This window comes from Rhodocyclaceae bacterium, assembly GCA_020248265.1.
Classification (GTDB): Bacteria; Pseudomonadota; Gammaproteobacteria; order Burkholderiales; family CAIKXV01; genus CAIKXV01.
Genome location: JADCHX010000022.1, coordinates 89,499 through 108,470 on the forward strand (window position 1 = coordinate 89,499; position 18,972 = coordinate 108,470).

An 18,972-nucleotide genomic window follows, 5' to 3' on the forward strand; every position below is an offset into this window, starting at 1 on the left:
CCGGGACGGTGTATCGGCGGCGGCCGTCGTCAGAAGTGGCGCGCCGCCATCACCGGCGCGATCGAGGGATCGAACCTGAGTTCCAGCAGGGTCGATGCCTCGACGCGGCCACCCGACCTGAGCAGGAAGTCGGCCAGTTCGGCTTCGGAGTCGCAGCGGGAAAATGCCAGCCCGTGGAGCTTCGCGAGGCCGCTGAAGTCGAGCACTGGCGGCTCGAGCGAAAACAGGTCGATCGGCCCGTCGGCGAGCCGCCCGGCGGCCTCGTTGAGCGTGGCGTAGCGCCGGTTCGACAGCACCACCAGCAGCAGCCTCGCCCCGCGATGGACGGCAGTCCACAACGCTTCGGAGGCGTACAGCGAGGAGCCGTCGCCGACCACCGCAAGCACCTGCCGCTCCGGGCGGACGAGCGCACCGCCGACCGCAGCAGCCAGCGCCCAGCCGATACCGCCACTGCCGTTGATCAGGTACTCACCGGCGCGCGCGTCGATGAACTGACGCACATCGGACGTTGACAGCCCGGATTCGTCGAACACGATCGCATCGCCGAACGCGCGCAGCAGTGCGACGATCGCACGGGTCGGATGGAAAACGGCCGCAGCAGCCTCGGGGAGCGCGACCTCGGGCAGCCAGCGGCGCCGGGTGGCACCCTCGCCCGCGACCGAGGCTGCCACCAGCGCCGTACCGATCGCCAGGAGTGAGGAATCGAGATCGGCCAGCCGGGCCAGTTCGAATTCGCCGTCGGCCGCCAGCACCGCGGGATCGTGGCCCAGCCATGCCTTGGCCTGGCGCAGCGCGGGCTCGGCATACAGCGTCGTCCGGAAATTGCGAAAGCCCACGAACAGAAGGGCATCGTGCTCGCGCAGCCGTTCGCCGATCGCCCTGAAGCCTGGCGACAGGTATCCGGCATGGCTCGCAGATCGAGTATCGAGCGGCAGCACCGCCGTATAGGGGCCGCTGTACACCGGTGCACCGATGGACTCCGCGAGTTGCCGCAGGGCGCCCGACGCACCGGCCCAGTGGACATCCTCGCCGGCGATCAGTGCCGGGGAGCGTGCGCCCTGCAGGAACGCCGCGAAGGCTGCGGCGTCGCCCGCAGCGAGTCCGGCCAGCCGCGGTGGCTGCACCACCACCGGCTGGGCATCGATCTCGAGCTCCAGCAGGTCGGGCGCGCAGATCAGCGCCACCGGTCCGGTCGGCGGTGTCAGCGCCACACGGATCGCCTGTCGGACATGGAACGCGATGTCCCCGGGGGAAGCGAGCGTATACACCGCTTTCACCAGCGGCCGCACCATCTGCTCCAGCGGGCCATGCAGGATCGGCCCGGTATGCAGGAACCGGCTGTCCTGACTGCCGACCAGCACCAGCAACGGCGACTTCGCGATGCCAGCCGTGTAGAGGTTGCCCATGCCGTTGCCGAGGCCCGGAGCAACGTGCAGGTTCACCACGCCCAGTCCGCGCCGCAGCCGCGCCTGCGCATCGGCCATCGGCACCGCCGAGACCTCGGAAAGTGCGACGACGTAGGAAATCCCGTCCGGCCCGCGCCCCGCACAGGCCCGGACCAGCGGGATCTCGGTCGTACCGGGATTGCCGAAGATGTGCCGCACACCGACGGCCTCCAGCGACTGCAGCAGGAACTCGGCGACCTTCATTCGTATCGTGCTCCGATGGCGCGCACGGCGAACGATGCGCTCAGCGCATCACGAACGGGTTCGGCACTTCCGTCGCCGTGGAAATCCAGACGCTCTTGGTCTGCAGGTACTCGTGGATCATGTCCTGCCCGTTCTCGCGCCCCAGGCCGCTGCGCTTGTAGCCGCCGAACGGCGACAGGTAGGACACGGCCCGATAGGTGTTCACCCAGACGGTACCGGCGCGCAGCCGCTCGCTCATCGACAGCGCGCGGCGGATGTCCTGCGTCCACACGCCCGCAGCCAGCCCGAACCGCACGTCGTTGGCGATGCGCACCGCGTCGTCCTCGTCCTCGAACGGGATCACTGACAGGACGGGCCCGAACACTTCCTCCTGGGCGATGCGCATCTCGTTCTTCACGCCGACGAAGATGGTCGGCTCGACGAACCAGCCATCGCCGCATTCCGGCCGCACCGCCCTGCCGCCACCGAGCACCGGGACCGCCCCCTCGCCGCGGGCGATGTCGATGTACTCGAGGATCTTGCGGTACTGCGGCTGGTTGGTCACTGGCCCCACCTGCGTACTGGAGCTCATCGGATCGCCCATGCGCGCGGTCTTCGCGAAGTCGACGAGCCGCTGCACGAACGCGTCGTGGATCGATCGCTGGACCAGCAGCCGGGAACCCGCGATGCAGGTCTGGCCAGTCGCGGCGAAGATGCCGGAGATCACGCCCTTCACCGCATTGTCGATCTGCGCGTCGTCGAACACGATGTTCGGCGACTTTCCGCCGAGTTCCATGCTCACGGGCTTCAGCCCCTTCGCGGCACCCTCGTAAATCAGCTGGCCAGTGCGGTCGGAGCCGGTGAAGGCGACCTTCGCCACCTTCGGGTGCCCGGACAGCGGGGCCCCGACATCCGGCCCGAAGCCGGTGACCACGTTTACCACCCCGGGCGGGAATCCCGCCTGCTCGACCAGCGCCATGAACTCGAGGATGGATGCCGAGGTGTATTCGGACGGCTTGATCACCACCGTGTTGCCGGCAGCCAGCGCCGGCGCCAGCTTCCAGGCCGTGAGCAGCAGCGGCGAATTCCACGGCACGATGGCCGCGACCACGCCGAGCGGCTCGTGACGGGTGAAGTTGAGCACGTCCGCCTTGTCGGTGGGGATCACTGCCCCTTCGATCTTGTCGGCGAGGCCGCCGTAGTAGCGGTACCAGTTCGCCATGTACGCGGTCTGGCCAGCCATTTCGGAGAGCAGCTTGCCATTGTCGCGCACCTCGATCGCGGCAAGCCGTTGCGCCTCGGGCCCGATCAGATCGGCGAGCTTGAGCAGCAGCGCACCGCGCTGGGACGCATTCAACCTGGACCAGGGCCCGCTGGTGAATGCCCGATGGGCAGCCTCGACCGCGAGGTCGACATCGCGTGCGTCGCCCTGCGCGATCATCGCCCAGGGCTTAGCGGTGAAAGGGTTGTGGCTCTCGAAATGGCGGCCACCGGACGGCGCCGCCGGACGGCCGTCGATGTAGTGCTGGTAGACCTTCAGTGTCTCGCCGCTGGTATCCATCGTCTGCCTTCCTCCACCCGGGTCTGGCGCAGCGGCCGCCGCGTCCGATGCCGCTCGCGCTACGGCTGCTTCGATGCCGGGATCATCACCGGGTGCGCGACCGCCGGCCCGAGCAGCGCGTCGCGGAACCGGCTGCGGATGTAGGGGCCGTCGCGCATCGGCAGCGTCATCGGCGGCTGGGCGGGGTCTACCTTCAGGTTCATGAACACCGGGCCGGGCCCGTAGATCGCCTCGAGCGCAGCCGGGAAGGCGTCCTGCACGGTCACGCAGCCGGCGACCGGGAAACCGGCGGCGCGGGCGATTCCGGCGAGGTCGACGCCACGCCCGGTGTGGGTGCCCTGCATGCCGGTCTCGACGTAATGTTCATTGTCCATCACCACGATCGACAGGTTGGCCGGCTTCTCGCACGCGATCGTCGCGAGGCTGCCGAGCCCCATCAGCATCTCGCCGTCGCCAGTGATGCAGAGGACCCGCCGCTTCGGCTGCGCCAGCGCCAGGCCGCAGGCGACCATCGCCGCGCCACCCATGCCGGCCCAGTTGTAGAAGTTGAGCGGGTTGTCCCCGGCCGAGAACACGTCGTAGCAAGTCGTGCCCAGCCCGGTGATCACCAGCGCATCGGCGCGCCGCGCGAGGATCGCCTCGATCAGCGGCCGGCGCAGCATCGCCGCCGACGAATGGGAAGGAGGGTTCGCACTGGCCATGGAAGGAATCGTTCCTGCAGATGTCGGGGGCTGCTACTTGTTCCAGTTCTTTGCGCCGATGGCCCGCTGACCGATCAGCACGGCGACCGCGCGGCCGGTGTTGAAGGCCATCGTCGCGGCCGCACCGACGGTCGGCGCGATCTCCGCCGGCTGGTCGACCGGGTAGACCAGCGTGCCGACGCTCTCGAGCGCCGCGCGGGTACCCTGCCCCATCGGCAGCTGCCACGGATTGAATTCGGCCCACTCGCCGCGCATCGTCACCAGCATCAGCAGTGGCACCCGCAGCTCGATCGGCGCCGCGAGCATGTTGATCGTATTGCCGACCCCGGAGGACTGCATCAGCAGCACGTGGCGAACGCCACCGAGCCACGCGCCCAGCCCCATCGCGACGCCTTCCTCCTCGGTCGTCAGAGAAACCGTCCGCATCGCAGGGTTGGCCCGGCAGCGCTGGATCAGCCGGCTGTGGCCGGCATCCGGCACGTAGGACACCTGGCGGATACCGGCGGCTTCGAGCTCCGCGTACACATCGTCCGGCCAGCCGGAGGTCACTTCTGCCACGTTTTCTTTCCAGTATCTGGGCGTCTGCCGGGGGCGTGCCGCGCGGCTTGTGCGCGGGACTCGCGGGACGCAGGTTGACGGAGTGCTGGCGACGACGGACGTCGAACGCGGACGATCATAGGATTCGCTGTCCCCGGTGGTCAAGCATGCCTATAATCCGGCGCGCCCTGGATGCCGCCCGCCGACGACGCGCAGACGATCCTCGGCGACACTGCCCGGACCGGAGCCGACCGCCGATGAATGCCCCTCACTCGACCGACACCCACCAACCCCTGCGCCAGGCCGTACGTGACCTGTGCGGTGCCTTCGACGGCGAATACTGGCGCCGGATCGACGAAGAGCGCGGTTACCCGGAAGCATTCATCAAGGCACTCGAGGAGGCTGGCTGGCTCGGGGCGCTGATCCCGGAGGAGTACGGCGGATCGGGCGTGACCCTGACCGAGGCATCGATCATCCTCGAGGAGATCAACCACGCGGGCGGCAACTCCGGCTACGTGCATGCGCAGATGTACACGATGGGTACGGTGCTGCGCCACGGATCTGAAGAGCAGAAGCGCAAGTACCTGCCCGGCATCGCGTCCGGCAAGCTGCGCCTGCAGTCGTTCGGCGTCACCGAGCCCTCGACCGGCACCGACACGACCAACCTGAAGACGACCGCGGTGCGCAAGGGCGACCGCTACATCGTCAACGGCCAGAAGGTCTGGATCTCGCGGGTGCTCTACTCCGACCTGATGCTGCTGCTTGCGCGCACCACGCCGAAAGACCAGGTCAAGCGCAAGTCCGAAGGGCTGTCGGTGTTCATCGTCGACCTCAAGCAGTCGATCGGCAACGGGCTGACGGTCAAGCCGATCCGCAACATGATGAACCACCAGACGAACGAACTGTTCTTCGACAACCTCGAAGTGCCGGCCGAGAACCTGATCGGCGAGGAAGGACGCGGCTTCAAGTACATCCTCGACGGCATGAACGCCGAGCGCCTGCTGATCGCCGCCGAGTGCATCGGCGACGGCCACTGGTTCATCGAGAAGGCGACCCAGTACTCGAAGGACCGCGTCGTGTTCGACCGCCCGATCGGCCAGAACCAGGGCATCCAGTTCCCGATCGCGCGGGCGCACGTGAACGTCGAGGCCGCCGACCTGATGCGCTTCAAGGGCTGCCGGATGTTCGACGAAGGGCTGCCCTGCGGTGCCGAGGCGAACATGGCCAAGCTGCTCGCCGCCGACGCATCCTGGGAAGCGGCCAACGTCTGCGTCCAGACGCACGGCGGCTTCGGCTTCGCCGCCGAGTACGATGTCGAACGCAAGTTCCGCGAGACGAAGCTCTACCAGGTTGCGCCGATCTCCACCAACCTGATCCTCTCCTACATCGGCGAGCATGTCCTCGGCATGCCACGTTCGTTCTGACCGGCGGGCCGCGATGAACACTTCCGTGCAACGCCGGCCACTCGCAGGCATCACCGTCGTGTCGGTCGAGCAGGCCGTCGCAGCGCCGTTCGCCGCGCGCCAGCTCGGTGACCTGGGCGCACGCGTGATCAAGGTCGAACGGCCCGACGGCGGCGATTTCGCACGCGGCTACGACAAGGCGGTCGACGGACAGTCGGCCTATTTCGTCTGGCTCAACCGCAACAAGGAATCGCTGTCGCTCGACCTCAAGCAGGAGGCCGCACGCGAGGCGCTGCACCGGCTGGTGGAGCGGGCCGACGTGTTCATCCAGAACCTGGCACCGGGCGCGGTCGAACGGCTGGGCTTCGGTGCGGCAGCGCTGCGCGCGAAACATCCCCGGCTGATCACCTGCGATATCTCGGGATACGGCGCAACCGGCCCGTATGCCGACAAGAAGGCCTACGACCTGCTGATCCAGAGCGAATCCGGCGTGCTCTCGGTCACCGGCACCGCCGACACCCCGTGCAAGGTCGGCGTGTCGATCGCCGACATCGCCACCGGCATGCATGCCTATTCGGCGATCCTCGCAGCGCTCTATCGGCGCGAGCGCGACGGCTGCGGTGCGCACATCGAAGTGCCGATGTTCGACTGCCTGGTCGAGTGGAACAGCCACCCGGTGTACTACACCCACTACTCCGGCAATGCACCGCGGCGCAGCGGGCCCGACCACGCGACGATCGTTCCGTACGGCAAGTTCGACTGCGCCGACGGCCGCAGCGTGATGCTCGGCCTGCAGAACGAGCGCGAGTGGGCCGTGTTCTGCGACAAGGTGCTCGATCGCCCGGAACTTGCACGCGACGACCGCTACGACAGCAACACCAGACGCACCGAGCGGCGTACCGAGATGATGGCGATCTTCCAGTCCGTGTTCTCGCAGATCACCGCGGCGGAACTGGTCGCCCGGCTCGACGCGGCGGGTATCGCCAACGGACGCCTGAACACCCCCGCCGATGTGTGGGACCACCCGCAGCTGACGGCGCGCGAGCGCTGGCGCGAGGTCGAGCATCCCGGCGGCACCATGCGCGCCGTCCTGCCGCCGGCCTCGTTCGACGATTTCGAGGCGGCGATGGCGCCGGTGCCGACGCTGGCCGAGCATACCGACCGGATCCTTTCCGAACTCGGCTACAGCGCGGAATCCATCCGTTCGCTGCACGCGTCCTGCGCTGCCTGAGCGCGGCATCGGCCGGACTATCCCCGGATGCATCGGATCGCATACCGGGCCGGCACACTGGAGGAGCAACCGAAGATGACCAACCCGTCCACCCCACCGGCGGCAGGTGAGACTGCCGTACTCTCTGCATTCCTGGCTTCGCTGCGCTACGAGCAGATCCCGGCAGCCGTGGTCGCGCGCTGTGAAGACCTGTTCCTCGACTGGTTGGCGTGCACGATCGCCGGGCGTACGGCGCGCCCGGTGACGATCCTGGAATCTTTCGCGGCAACGATGGGGCCGGCCGGTGCAGGCTCTGCGACCGGGGCGCAGGTGCTGACCAACCGCACGTTCTCCTCACCCCTGTTCGCGGCGATGGTCAACGCGGCAGCTTCGCACGTCGTCGAGCAGGACGACCTGCACAACAGCTCGGTGCTGCATCCAGCGACCGTGGTGTTCCCGGCCGCTCTGGCGACCGCGCAGGCGATCGGCGCCTCGGGCCGTGACTTCATCGCCGCCTGCGTCGCAGGATACGAATGCGGCATCCGCGTCGGCGAGTTCCTCGGTCGTTCGCACTACCGCGTGTTCCACACCACCGGCACCGCGGGAACGCTGGCGGCCGCCGCGGCAGTCGGACACCTGCTGAAGCTCGACGCCGACCAGATGCAGCATGCGCTGGGGTCGGCCGGCACGCAGGCCGCCGGTCTGTGGGAGTTCCTGCGCGATGCAGCCGACTCCAAGCAGCTGCACACCGCCAAGGCGGCTTCCAATGGCCTGACTGCGGCCTGGCTGGCCCGTGACGGCTTCACCGGCGCGCGCCGCATCCTCGAGGGCCCGACCGGGATGGCGGCCGGCATGTCGACCGACGCCGACCCCGCTTTCCTCGTCGATCGGCTCGGCGAGCGCTGGGCGCTCGCCGAAACCTCGTTCAAGTTCCATGCATCGTGCCGCCATACCCATCCGGCGGCCGATGCGCTGCTCGAGCTGATGCAGTCGCACGCACTGCCCGCCGATGCGATCGCGTCGGTGCGCTGCCACGTGCACCAGGGCGCGATCGACGTGCTCGGCCCGGTGACCGATCCGCGCTCGATCCACCAGTCGAAGTTCTCGATGGGCTTCGTGCTCGCCCAGATCGCCCTGCACGGGCGCGCCGGCCTGGGCGAGTTCACCGACCCGGCGCTGCGCGACGCGAAGGTGCGCTCGTTCCTGGAGCGGGTCACGATGGTGCTCGACCCCGAGGTCGACGCCGCGTATCCAAAGCGCTGGCTGGGTCGGGTCGAAGTGACGACCACCGACGGGCGGCACTTCGAGCAGCGGATCGATACGCCGAAGGGCGATCCCGGCAACACGCTGTCGCGCCCGGAGCTCGAGGACAAGGCCCTGCGCCTCGCAGCCTATGCCGACGGTGCCTCGCCCGAGGAGATGCGTACGGTGATCTCGCGCTGCTGGCGACTGCACGATGAAGCCGGCGTCCGCGACTGGCTCGCCTGACCGGCATGCGCTGCCATGCTGACGCGCGGCACCTGTCTGACCGACTTTCCCGGGAGATCCCTTCGATGAACGATATGAACCGGCTGCCGAGCATGGTGGTCCTGGCCGCGATGGTGGTCATTGTCGGGCCGCTCGCCGCGCGGTCGCCGGCCGCGCTGGCCCAGCAGGCATGGCCGGTGAAGCCGGTGCGCATGCTGATTCCGTGGCCGCCAGGCGGCTCGAACGACGTCGCGGGGCGTATCGTCGCGCCCCGGCTGTCCGAGGCACTCGGCCAGCAGGTGACCATCGAGAACCGTGGCGGCGCGGCCGGCACCGTGGGTGCCGACGTGGTCGCCCGCGCCGAGCCGGACGGATACACGCTGATGCTCCACTCGGTCACGCATCTGTCGAACGCAGCGCTCTATCCGAAGCTCTCGTACGACACGGTGCGCGACTTCACCCCGATCGGCATGGTGTCGACGCAGCCGACGCTGCTGGTCGTGCATCCTTCCTTCCCCATCCGTTCGGTGAAGGACCTCATTGCCCTCGCGCGCGCGAAGCCGAAACAGGTGCTCTACGGCTCGGCCGGCAACGGCAGCGCGCCGCACCTGTCGATGACGCTGTTCTCCTCGATGGCCAAGGTCGAACTCGAGCACGTGCCCTACAAGGGTGGCGGCCCCGCCCTCGCAGGCCTGCTCGGCGGCGAAGTGCCTCTGATGCTCGCGACCGTGCCGTCGGTGATGGGCCAGGTCAAGGCGGGCAAGCTGCGCGCGGTGGCGACCACCTCCGCCCGGCGCCTGCCGATGCTGCCCGACATCCCGACCGTCTCGGAGTCCGGCCTGCCCGGCTACGAGATGAGCCCCTGGATGGGCATGTGGGGGCCGGCGCGGCTGCCGAGGCCGATCGTCGACCAGGTCAACCGCGCGCTTGCGAAGGTGCTGACCACCCCCGACGTGCGCGACCAGTTCCTGCAACAGGGGCTCGAGCCGATGGCGATGTCCGTTGACGACTTCGCCGCCCTGATCCCGCGCGAGATCGAACGCTATGCACGCCTGATCAAGCTGTCCGGCGCCCGCGTCGAGTAGCCCACCGGAGCCCGCCGTGCCGAAGATCGTCGCCATCCACCAGGGCACCGCCCCGATCGCCTCGGCGATCCGCAACGCCTACATCGACTTCACCAGGATGGATGCGAGCATCGTCGCGGTGGTCACCGACGTGATCCGCGACGGGCACCCGGTGATCGGCTACGGTTTCAATTCCAACGGCCGCTATGCACAGCAGGGCCTGTTGCGCGAGCGCTTCATCCCGCGCCTGCTGGAGGCCACCCCGGCCTCGCTGCTCGACGATACCGGCGACAACCTCGACCCGCACAAGGCGTGGGCATGCATGTTCGCCAATGAAAAGCCCGGTGGCCATGGCGAGCGTTCGGTGGCGATGGGCGTGCTCGACATGGCCCTGTGGGATGCGGTCGCGAAGATCGAGCGCAAGCCGTTGTGGCGGCTGCTGGCCGACCGGTACCGGGGCGGCGAGGCCGATCCACGCGTGTTCGTGTATGCGGCGGGCGGCTACTACCATCCGGGCAAGGACCTCGGGGCCCTGCAGGACGAGATGCGCGGTTACCTCGACCTCGGCTATTCGGTGGTCAAGATGAAGATCGGCGACGACCTCTCCGAGGACCTGCGGCGGATCGAGGCAGTCCTCGCGGTGGTCGGCAGCGGCGACCGGCTTGCGGTCGACGCCAACGGACGCTTCGACCTCGCCACCGCGGTGGCCTATGCGAAGGCGCTCGCCCCGTACGGCCTGTTCTGGTACGAGGAGGCCGGGGACCCGCTCGACTACGCGCTGCAGGCGGCGCTGGCGGAACACTATCCCCATCCGATGGCCACCGGGGAAAACCTGTTCTCGATGCAGGACGCGCGCAACCTGGTCCGCTACGGCGGCATGCGTGCCGACCGCGACTGGCTGCAGTTCGACTGTGCCCTTTCGTACGGCCTCGTCGAATACCTGCGCACGCTCACCATGCTGCGCGAGCATGGCTGGTCGCCGCGCCGCTGCATCCCGCACGGCGGCCACCAGATGTCGCTGAACATCGCGGCCGGTCTCGGCCTCGGCGGCAACGAGTCCTATCCCGGCGTGTTCCAGCCGTTCGGCGGCTTTGCCGACGGTATCCCGGTCGAGGACGGCCATGTCCGCCTGCCGGACGTCCCCGGCGTGGGCTTCGAAGCAAAATCGAAGCTGTTCGCGGTGCTGTCCGCACTCGGCGATCAGGGTCGGCGATGAAGTTCCATCTCGCCGATACCGCCGGGCTCAACACGATCACCGGCCACGGTCCGGATCACGTACTCGTCAACGGCGTACGCCATGATTCGCCGCTGCTGGTCGGACCCGACGTCGGACCGCTCCCCTGGAGCGTCCTCGACTTCCCGTCGCTGCAGGCTGCGCACTTCGAAGCACTGCTTGCGCACGAACCCGAACTGGTGCTGCTCGGCACCGGCCGGCGACTACGCTTCCCCTCCCCGGCGCTGACCCGGTGCCTCGCGTCGGCACGGGTGGGCATCGAGGTGATGGATACGCCAGCGGCCTGCCGCACCTACAACATCCTGGGCGGCGAAGGCCGCCGCGTGCTGGCCGCGCTGCTGTTCGATCCCGCCTGACCCCGGTCCGGCCTCCGGCCGCCGCCACCGGGATGGGTCCCGCCGCCCGAACCGGCGCGCAACGTCAGCCGGCGGCAACGCCTGCCAGGCGCCGTACATGCGCGAGGACGCTGCGCGACAATGCCGGAAGGCTGTAGCCACCCTCGAGCACCGAGACGATCCGCCCGGCACACAGGCGGTCGGCGACCTCCATCAGGCGCGCGGTGACCCAGTCGTAGTCGTCCTCCAACAGGGCCAGCGAGGCAAGCCGGTCGTCGCGGTGGGCGTCGAAGCCCGCCGAGATGAACAGCATGTCGGGGGCGAACCGTTCGAGCGCGGGGATCCACGCCTGCTCGACGGCGGCCCGGAACGCACGGCCGTCAGAATGCGCCGGCAACGGCACGTTGACCATGCGCTCGGAACGACCGTCGATGCCGCTGTACGGATACAGCGGATGCTGGAAGGTCGAGACCATCATCACGCGCGGATCGTCACGGAAGATGTCCTCGGTACCGTTGCCGTGGTGCACGTCGAAATCGACCACCGCGACACGGTCGAAGCCCTGTGCCTCGAGCGCATGCAACGCCCCGATCGACACGTTGTTGAACAGGCAGAAACCCATCGCACGCGCACGCTCGGCATGGTGACCCGGCGGGCGCACCGCACAGAACGCGTTGTCCACCTCGCCGGTGGCCACGAGGTCGGTCGCCCGGACTGCCGCACCCGCGGCATGCCGGATCGCCTCGAGCGTGTACGGATTCATCGCGGTATCGGGGTCGATCTGGCGCAGGCCGGTGGCCGGCGACGCGCGCTCGATCGCGTCGACCAGCCGCGAATCGTGGGCGCGCTCGATCTGTTCGCGCGTGGCTGCCGGCGCAATCTCTCGGCGCAGCAACGCACACAGCTCAGGATCGCGCGCAAGCCGGTCTTCGATCGCCGACAGACGGTCGGGACACTCGGGGTGGCCATCACCCATGTCGTGCAGAAGGCAGCCGGGATGGGTCAGCCAGACGGTGGTCATGGGAGTCGCCAGCGTTCGATGGGGCAGGAACGGTTAGTCTACCGCGTCGGTAGACGATGACGCTCCCGCGTTCCCGCGTTCCCGCGTCCCTGCGTTCGTGCCTCGGTCAAGATGGGGTACGCCTTGCCGTAAATGCCTAAGCCATGAACGACGCCTCCCTCCTCCCCGCCATCCACCGGGTCATCGACCAGGTGGGTACCGTCATCCTCGGCAAGCGATCGCAGGTCCGGCTGGCGATAGCCTGCCTGCTCGCGCGCGGCCACCTGCTGATCGAGGACGTACCCGGCGTCGGCAAGACCACGCTCGCACATGCAATCGCGAAATCTCTGGGCCTTGACTTTCACCGCATCCAGTTCACCAGCGACCTGCTGCCGAACGACATCCTCGGCGTGTCGGTGTTCGACATGAACGCGAAGACGTTCGCCTTCCATCCCGGCCCGATCTTCGCCCAGCTGATCCTGGCCGACGAAATCAACCGGGCCACGCCGAAGACGCAGAGCGCGCTGCTCGAAGCGATGGAGGAACATCAGGTGACGATCGAAGGTGCCACGCGTCGGCTGCCCGAACCGTTCTTCGTGATCGCTACCCAGAATCCGTCCCACCAGATCGGCACCTTCGACCTGCCGGAATCGCAGCTCGACCGGTTCCTGATGCGCATCCGGCTCGGATATCCCGATGCCGAGGCCGAACGCGCGCTGCTGGCCGGTGCCGAACGGCGCGCGATGATCGATGACCTGCCTGCGTGCATTGACGTCGCAGGACTGGTATCGCTGCAAGCCCGGGTGCGCAGCGTATTCGTGGCCGATGCACTCATCGACTACGTGCAAGCCCTGCTTGCGCATACCCGGCGCGCTGCCGATCTCGCTGGCGGACTGTCACCGCGCGCCGGCCTTGCGCTGCTCAACGGTGCGCGGGCCTGGGCACTGATCGACGGCCGCAACCATGTCGAACCAGAGGACGTACAGGCGATCCTGCCGTCAGTCGCCGGCCATCGCCTGCATGCACAGGTGCTCGCCGGCGCAGTCTCCGGGCAGGAACTGGCTGAACGGCTGATGGCCGAAGTCGCCGTGCCCTGAAGCCTGGCGTGCCCGGCCAGCGACGGAACCTGCACCGATGAACGCGACAGACGCGGCGCCAGCGGCCGCCAGCAGTAGCGGCCGGCCCTGGCGGAGGTTGTCGGACTGGCTGTTCAATCGCCGCGGCCGCGAGCCCGCGCCGGTCCGCCTGACCCAGCGCAGGATCTTCCTGCTGCCCACGCGCTACGGCCTGTTCTTCGCGCTCGTCCTGCTCGTGATGCTGGGCGGATCGATCAACTACGCCCTCAGCCTGGGCTTCGTGCTCACCTTCCTCCTCGCCTCGATGGCCGTCGTGTCGATGGTGCACGCGTTCCGCAACCTCGTCGGACTGGAGGTGTCGATCACCCCTGCCGGACGCGCATTCGCCGGCGACATCGCGCGCTTCGATGCCACGTTCGTCAACCCGCGCCGGCTGCCTCGATACTCGGTCGCGATCGCGCACCCGGCAGGCTCAGTACAGTCGACCGATTGTCCCGGATCGGGCGCAGGGGTATGCACGCTGCGCATCCCGGCACCCTCTCGCGGCCGTCTGTTCCCGGGGCGACTGACTGTCTTCACGAGGCATCCGCTGGGCCTGTTCTATGCCTGGTCATATGTCGAGCCGGACCGCGCCGCAGTCGTTTATCCGCGTCCTGAAGCCGTGGCCGCGCCGCTGCCCGCCGGCGGCGCGGGCGAAGACGGGCAGCGCACCGGCTTGGCGGACGGCCAGGACGACTTCGAAGGCCTGCGCCGTTGGAAACCCGGCGATGCTCCGCAGCGCATCGCCTGGAAGGCAGTGGCGCGTGGCCAGGGTCTGCTCACCAAGCGGTTCGTGGCAGATGCTGGCGCCCGCGCATGGTTCGACTGGAACGACACGCCGGCATCGCTGGGCGAGGAAGGCAGGCTGTCGAGGCTGGCCCGCTGGGTGATCGACGCGGACGCCGCCGGCATGACGTTCGGACTTCGGCTGCCCGGCCGGGTCCTGGCGCCAGCCAGCGGCGAGGCACAGCGCGAAGCCGCGCTTGAGGCGCTCGCGCTGCACGGGAGTCACCGGTGACCGCTGCGACGGCCTCGCCGCAGTCCCCCTGGCTGCGCGAGGCGCTGTGGTGTGCGGTGATCGTGCCGCTGGTCGCAGCACCGCTGCTCGCCGATGCGCCCCACGCACTACTGATCCTCGGCAGCGCCCTGGCCTTCTGGCGCGCCTTCGTGATCGGCCGTCGCTCCATCGGGGCGCGCCAGCACGACGCGGTGCTGCCGGTGTCGCTGCACAGCAACTGGATGCTGCTCGCGTCGCTTGCCGTAGTACTCGCACCGCACGCCTGGCGGCTGCCACCTTGGCTGACCCTGCTGGTCGCCCTGTTCGTCGGCTGGCGCATCGCCGTGATGCGGCGGCGGCTGCAGCCACCGCCGCGTGCGCTGCTGGTCGCGATGGTCAGCGCAGCCAGTGCAGGTATCTTCCTGCAGTATGGCACCCTGTTCGGGCGTGAACCGGGCGTCGCGCTGCTGTCGGTGATGATCGCGCTGAAGTTGCTCGAACTGAAATCCAGGCGCGATGCCACCGTGCTGGCGTTCCTCGCCTGTTTCCTGGTGATCACGAATTTTCTCTATTCGCAGACCCTGCCTACCGCACTGCTGATGCTGGTCGCCGTCGTGATGGTGACCGCGACGATGATCGGATTCCACCAGCGCCAGCCTGCGTTGCGGCAGACGACGGCGCTCGCCGCGCAACTGCTCGCGCAGTCCATACCGCTGATGGTGGTGCTGTTCGTATTCTTTCCGCGGCTGCCCGGCCCTCTCTGGGGCCTGCCGCGCGACAGCGGCCAGAGCGTCACCGGGCTATCGGATTCGATGAGCCCCGGCAGTTTCAGCCAGTTATCGGCCTCGGCCGATGTCGCGTTCCGGGTCGAATTCGCGGGTGCCGTGCCGCGCACCGCCGACCTGTACTGGCGCGGCCCGGTTTTCTGGCAGTTCGACGGGCGTACCTGGAGCCCGGGCAGCGCGTCGCCCGGGCCGACCGCAGCACCGGTCGTGCGGGCGATCTCCGAGCCGATCGCCTATACGGTCACGCTGGAGCCGCATTTCGAACGCTGGCTGCTGGCCCTCGACATGCCGAGCGCGCTACCTCCCGAGGCGCGTGCAACCAGCGACTTCGCCCTGCTCGCAAACGCTCCGGTGCGTACCCGCGTCCGATACGAAGGCCGGGCGGCGCTGGACTACCGGGCGAACGAGAACGAAACCGAGGCGAACCTGCGCCGCGCCCTGCAACTGCCGGCGGGGCTGAACCCGCGCAGTCTCGCGCTGGCGGCCGGTTTGCGCGATGCCGGCCTCGAACCGCAGCAGGTCATCGAGCGCTTGCTCGCCAGGTTCCGTAACGAACCGTTCTTCTACACGACCAATCCGCCGCTGCTCGGCTCCGAACACACGGTAGACCAGTTCCTGTTCGAGTCGCGACGTGGCTTCTGCGAACACTATGCTTCGGCGTTCACCTTCCTGATGCGCGCAGCGGGCGTGCCTGCGCGCGTGGTCACCGGCTACCAGGGCGGCGTGGTCAATCCGGTCGGCAACTACCTCGTCGTACGGCAGGCCGAGGCGCATGCGTGGAGCGAGGTTTGGCTGGCGGGGCGCGGCTGGGTGCGCATCGATCCGACGGCCGCCGTGTCGCCACTGCGGATCGAGTCCGGCATCGCAGCGTCCATCGCCAGCGACGATCCGCTCCCGATGCTGGTCCGCGGCTCGCTGCCGATGCTGTCACGGGCAGGCTTCGCGATGGATGCGGTCGCCAATGCATGGAACCAGTGGGTGCTATCGTACAACACGCAACGCCAGCAGCAGTTGCTGCGCAACCTGGGGATCGACGCTGCCGACTGGAAGGCAGTGTCCGTCATGCTGCTCGCCGCAGCCGCTGCGGCGACCCTGCTGGCCACGCTGCTGACGCTGCGCGGCATCCTTCCGGGCAGGCGCGATCCGTCGGTGGCCGCATGGGAACGGCTTTGCGGCAAGCTTGCCCGGGCAGGCCTCGTACGTTTGCCCTCCGAAGGACCGACCGCCTATGCCCGCCGTGTCGCCGACATGCGCCCCGACCTCGCGGAGCCTGTGCAGCAGATCGCCGACGCCTACGTGCGGCTGCGCTACCAGCCGCCGGATCCGCACCGGCCAGCCGCGGCGCTGGCCGCCGACCTGCGGCGCCGGGTACGGCAGCTAAAGACCTGAACAGACCTGCCGTTAAGAGATTCCACGTTCTCGGCCGGCGGCACCCTCCAATGCAATGACCGACAACCGTGCTTCACCCCACGCAGACGCGTCCGGTCCGACCGAAGACGCGGAGAGTGCACTCGCCGATGCCGTGGACCGGCCGGGTGAGCCGGACATGGCACCGACCGTCGATGCCTTCGACGCTCCGGCGCTGTTCGACACGCCCGTCGTCGGTGAGGTGGACCGTGACGACCGCATGCTGAGAGCCGCGGCTGGCGGCTGGCTTGCACGGCTGCCCGGCGAGCGGCGTTACTGGATCATGGGTAGCGTGCTGACCGGGGGAGTGCTGCTGGGCGGACTGCTCAGTGGAGGTATCGCCTGGAAAATGATCGGTAGCCGCGATGCCGAGGTGCTGGCCCGTGCCGCCCGCATCGACGCGCAATCGAGCCAGCTTGCGCAACAGGCCGATCTGATCAAGGTCCTCACGCGTGCAATCGATGAACGTCCGTTGCCCGACAATCTCGCCACGGATCCAGCCCCGGCGCCCGTGGCGGGATCGGCAATGCCTACTGCTGCACCCGCTCCCGCCATACCCGCTGCCCCCCCTGCCGCTGCAGCCGCCGACAGTGCGCCTGGGTCGTTCCGGGAAAGACCGGCTGCGGAAGTGGCGCCGGCAAGGACATTCCCAACGGCAGGCGTCTCGCCAGGCTATGCTGGCAGTGGCATCTGCGACATCCCCGGCGGCAGCGAAGGGCCAGCCCGGATGCGCAAGTGCATCGAATGGTTCGCGGGCCGGGATACGGGTGCTTCGCGTGCCGCACCCTGACAACGCTGAGGCCTTGCTGCGAGCTCAGCCGGGCGCGTCGGTCTCGACCTCGAAACGTACGTGCTCGAAGTTAAGGCCGCTTTCAAGCAGTTGCAGGAACTTGATGTTGGTTCGTTTGCCTTCGATGACCAGCCGGAAGCGTGCGTTTTCGATGTACACGCCGGGTTCGACCAGGACAGAATTGTCTTCCAGCAGGGCAATCGCATCGTAGTAGACAGATACTCCCGGATCGAGCGAACGCTCGAACACTGACACCTGCCGGCTGTCGAGCGCACCGATGCGTCCGCATTGACCGAAGCCCGGGAATCGCTGTATTCCGACGGTCGCCTGCCCTTTAGGGTCGCGCGACAGACGGCGCACGACGCCCGCGGTCCAGTCGTTGTCGCCGGGGCGGCGCAGGCCGAGCAGCAGGCCGACCTGCAGCCACTGCACAGGACCGTGCGCGAACACACCGCAGCCGAACTCGGAAATGTCGAAGAGCGTCCATTCGAGCATGACCTGCCGGTTCTGCGTCTCGATCATCGTGCGTATACGCGCGATCTCTTCGGCCGCGCTCTGCTCCGGATCGCGCGGCTCGCCGACGAACCCGTAGCGGCTCCATTCCTCGCGCTGCTGCTTGCTCAGGTCTTCCACCGACGAGGCTTCGATCATCCGAAGGTAGGCAACGCCGGCCATCATCCGGCGTATCTCGCGGTATCCATGGACGACCTCGAGCCGTTCCCGCAACGCGGCACGATCGTGCGCACGCCTAGGCGGCGTGCTGGACCAGTTCACCGCCAGCTTTCCGAGCAGGCTGATCGCGCTCTGAATCCCCTGTACCCGGTCCAGGATCAGGTAGTCAGGCAGTGCGCGCAGACGGCGAGCCTCGCGCACGAGACTGACGAGCTGAGGATAGACCTGGCCAGGCCCGAAGAAACGCTGCGTCAGGGTCCGCGCGGAGTCGGGACTCCAGCGCTGCGGCGGGCTGGTCATCGCGAGGTCGGCCACGAAGGGGGTATCGTCGTCCGGCGCTTCGCGCGTTGCGAAGAAACTGAGCAGTTCGCGCACCACGCGATCGAGGTACTCCATCTGCAGATGATCGAGGTTACCGATCGGTGCGAGTTCGAACCAGACCGCCACGAGGAATTCGCGATACACGCTGGTGTCGACGCTCGCGCCGGGCAGGCGTACCGGCTTGCGGGCGATACCCAGTTGCTCGGCGAGACGGTAGGTACCGTACAGATCGGCCCACATTGCGCCATCGACTGTCCGGTAGCGCATCCGGAGCAGCTTCTTGCGCTCGGTTATCGCTGCCATCGCGCGCGTGGCGAACAGCGTCGCGGCGGACTTGTCGTTCGCCATCGGCTGGTCGACGTCGAACAGATCGCGCAGCGCGCTCTGGCAGGCGCCGAACATGCTGCCGTGGTAGGTGGTCAGCGCGAACCAGAACTGCTCTGCGGTGTGATGGGTCGGCACGGCAGAAAGGTAATCGAGCATCACCTCGAAGGTGAACTTCGCGCCCTCCGCATCGAGCGTGCGGATGGCAGAGAGCCGATCGGCGGGACGCAGGTCCGACTCTCCGGTCAGCGAGAGCCAATCCGCAAGGTCTTGCAGCGACTTCATTGGCGTAGCGCGCGGGAGGTCGTCGATGATCTCGCGCAGCGACTCGGCGCTCGCAAGCGGGTTGGACGACTTCCTGCGACCGTCGCGTTTGCGTCGTAGCCACTCTAGCATGACCGTACCCTCTCGCCAGTGTCGA

General features: G+C 68.1%; 16 protein-coding genes. 10 read left to right on the forward strand and 6 right to left on the reverse strand.

Annotation, left to right across the window (positions count from 1 at the left end):
- Nucleotides 1-29 precede the first annotated feature (29 nt).
- From ING98_18075 to ING98_18090, 4 genes are read right to left on the reverse strand one after another with little or no spacing between them, the layout of a single operon-like run.
- Nucleotides 30-1,649 carry a thiamine pyrophosphate-binding protein gene (locus tag ING98_18075; protein MCA3103781.1) on the reverse strand — a complete coding sequence of 540 codons (1,620 nt, stop codon included), beginning with the start codon at nt 1,647-1,649 and terminating at the stop codon, nt 30-32.
- 40 nt (nt 1,650-1,689) lie between these two features.
- A complete protein-coding gene (locus ING98_18080) occupies nt 1,690-3,189 on the reverse strand; it encodes an aldehyde dehydrogenase (protein ID MCA3103782.1) in 1,500 nt (499 codons plus the stop codon).
- A gap of 59 nt (nt 3,190-3,248) precedes the next feature.
- Complete coding sequence (locus ING98_18085; GenBank protein ID MCA3103783.1) at nt 3,249-3,890, reverse strand: aldehyde dehydrogenase; 642 nt, start codon at nt 3,888-3,890, stop codon at nt 3,249-3,251.
- A 33-nt stretch (nt 3,891-3,923) separates the two neighbouring features.
- Nucleotides 3,924-4,448 carry a phosphonopyruvate decarboxylase gene (locus ING98_18090; GenBank protein ID MCA3103784.1) on the reverse strand — a complete coding sequence of 175 codons (525 nt, stop codon included), beginning with the start codon at nt 4,446-4,448 and terminating at the stop codon, nt 3,924-3,926.
- Nucleotides 4,449-4,684: 236 nt separating this feature from the next.
- Here ING98_18090 and ING98_18095 point away from each other — a divergent pair, with 236 nt between their 5' ends.
- The 6 genes from ING98_18095 (at nt 4,685) to ING98_18120 (ending at nt 11,161) form a co-directional block, all read left to right on the forward strand.
- Complete coding sequence (locus tag ING98_18095) at nt 4,685-5,851, forward strand: acyl-CoA/acyl-ACP dehydrogenase (GenBank protein ID MCA3103785.1); 1,167 nt, start codon at nt 4,685-4,687, stop codon at nt 5,849-5,851.
- Nucleotides 5,852-5,864: 13 nt separating this feature from the next.
- Complete coding sequence (locus ING98_18100; GenBank protein MCA3103786.1) at nt 5,865-7,061, forward strand: CoA transferase; 1,197 nt, start codon at nt 5,865-5,867, stop codon at nt 7,059-7,061.
- Between the two features lie 75 nt (nt 7,062-7,136).
- Entirely contained in the window at nt 7,137-8,528 is a 1,392-nt protein-coding gene (locus tag ING98_18105) for an MmgE/PrpD family protein (protein MCA3103787.1), read from the forward strand.
- A gap of 65 nt (nt 8,529-8,593) precedes the next feature.
- Nucleotides 8,594-9,592, forward strand: a complete 999-nt coding sequence (locus tag ING98_18110; GenBank protein MCA3103788.1) for a tripartite tricarboxylate transporter substrate binding protein — start codon at nt 8,594-8,596, stop codon at nt 9,590-9,592.
- A gap of 97 nt (nt 9,593-9,689) precedes the next feature.
- On the forward strand, nt 9,690-10,787 hold the full coding sequence (locus ING98_18115) for a mandelate racemase/muconate lactonizing enzyme family protein (GenBank protein MCA3103789.1): 1,098 nt from the start codon (nt 9,690-9,692) through the stop codon (nt 10,785-10,787).
- Complete coding sequence (locus ING98_18120; protein ID MCA3103790.1) at nt 10,784-11,161, forward strand: Mth938-like domain-containing protein; 378 nt, start codon at nt 10,784-10,786, stop codon at nt 11,159-11,161. Before ING98_18115 ends, ING98_18120 begins: the two co-directional genes overlap by 4 nt.
- A gap of 64 nt (nt 11,162-11,225) precedes the next feature.
- On the opposite strand, the gene ING98_18125 is transcribed toward ING98_18120, so the two are convergent.
- Nucleotides 11,226-12,161, reverse strand: a complete 936-nt coding sequence (locus ING98_18125; protein ID MCA3103791.1) for a histone deacetylase family protein — start codon at nt 12,159-12,161, stop codon at nt 11,226-11,228.
- 143 nt (nt 12,162-12,304) lie between these two features.
- Between ING98_18125 and ING98_18130 the strand changes: the two genes are divergently transcribed.
- Genes ING98_18130 through ING98_18145 form a run of 4 tightly spaced genes read left to right on the forward strand, consistent with a single transcriptional unit; the run spans nt 12,305 to nt 17,234 of the window.
- Nucleotides 12,305-13,237, forward strand: coding sequence for a MoxR family ATPase (locus ING98_18130; protein ID MCA3103792.1), 933 nt, complete (start codon nt 12,305-12,307; stop codon nt 13,235-13,237).
- A 37-nt stretch (nt 13,238-13,274) separates the two neighbouring features.
- Entirely contained in the window at nt 13,275-14,273 is a 999-nt protein-coding gene (locus tag ING98_18135; protein MCA3103793.1) for a DUF58 domain-containing protein, read from the forward strand.
- Nucleotides 14,270-16,426 (forward strand): DUF3488 domain-containing protein, encoded by a 2,157-nt coding sequence (locus ING98_18140; protein ID MCA3103794.1) that lies wholly within the window; start codon nt 14,270-14,272, stop codon nt 16,424-16,426. The genes ING98_18135 and ING98_18140 overlap by 4 nt, the downstream gene beginning before the upstream one ends.
- A gap of 55 nt (nt 16,427-16,481) precedes the next feature.
- Entirely contained in the window at nt 16,482-17,234 is a 753-nt protein-coding gene (locus ING98_18145; GenBank protein ID MCA3103795.1) for a hypothetical protein, read from the forward strand.
- Nucleotides 17,235-17,258: 24 nt separating this feature from the next.
- On the opposite strand, the gene ING98_18150 is transcribed toward ING98_18145, so the two are convergent.
- Nucleotides 17,259-18,947, reverse strand: a complete 1,689-nt coding sequence (locus ING98_18150; protein ID MCA3103796.1) for a hypothetical protein — start codon at nt 18,945-18,947, stop codon at nt 17,259-17,261.
- Nucleotides 18,948-18,972 lie beyond the last annotated feature (25 nt).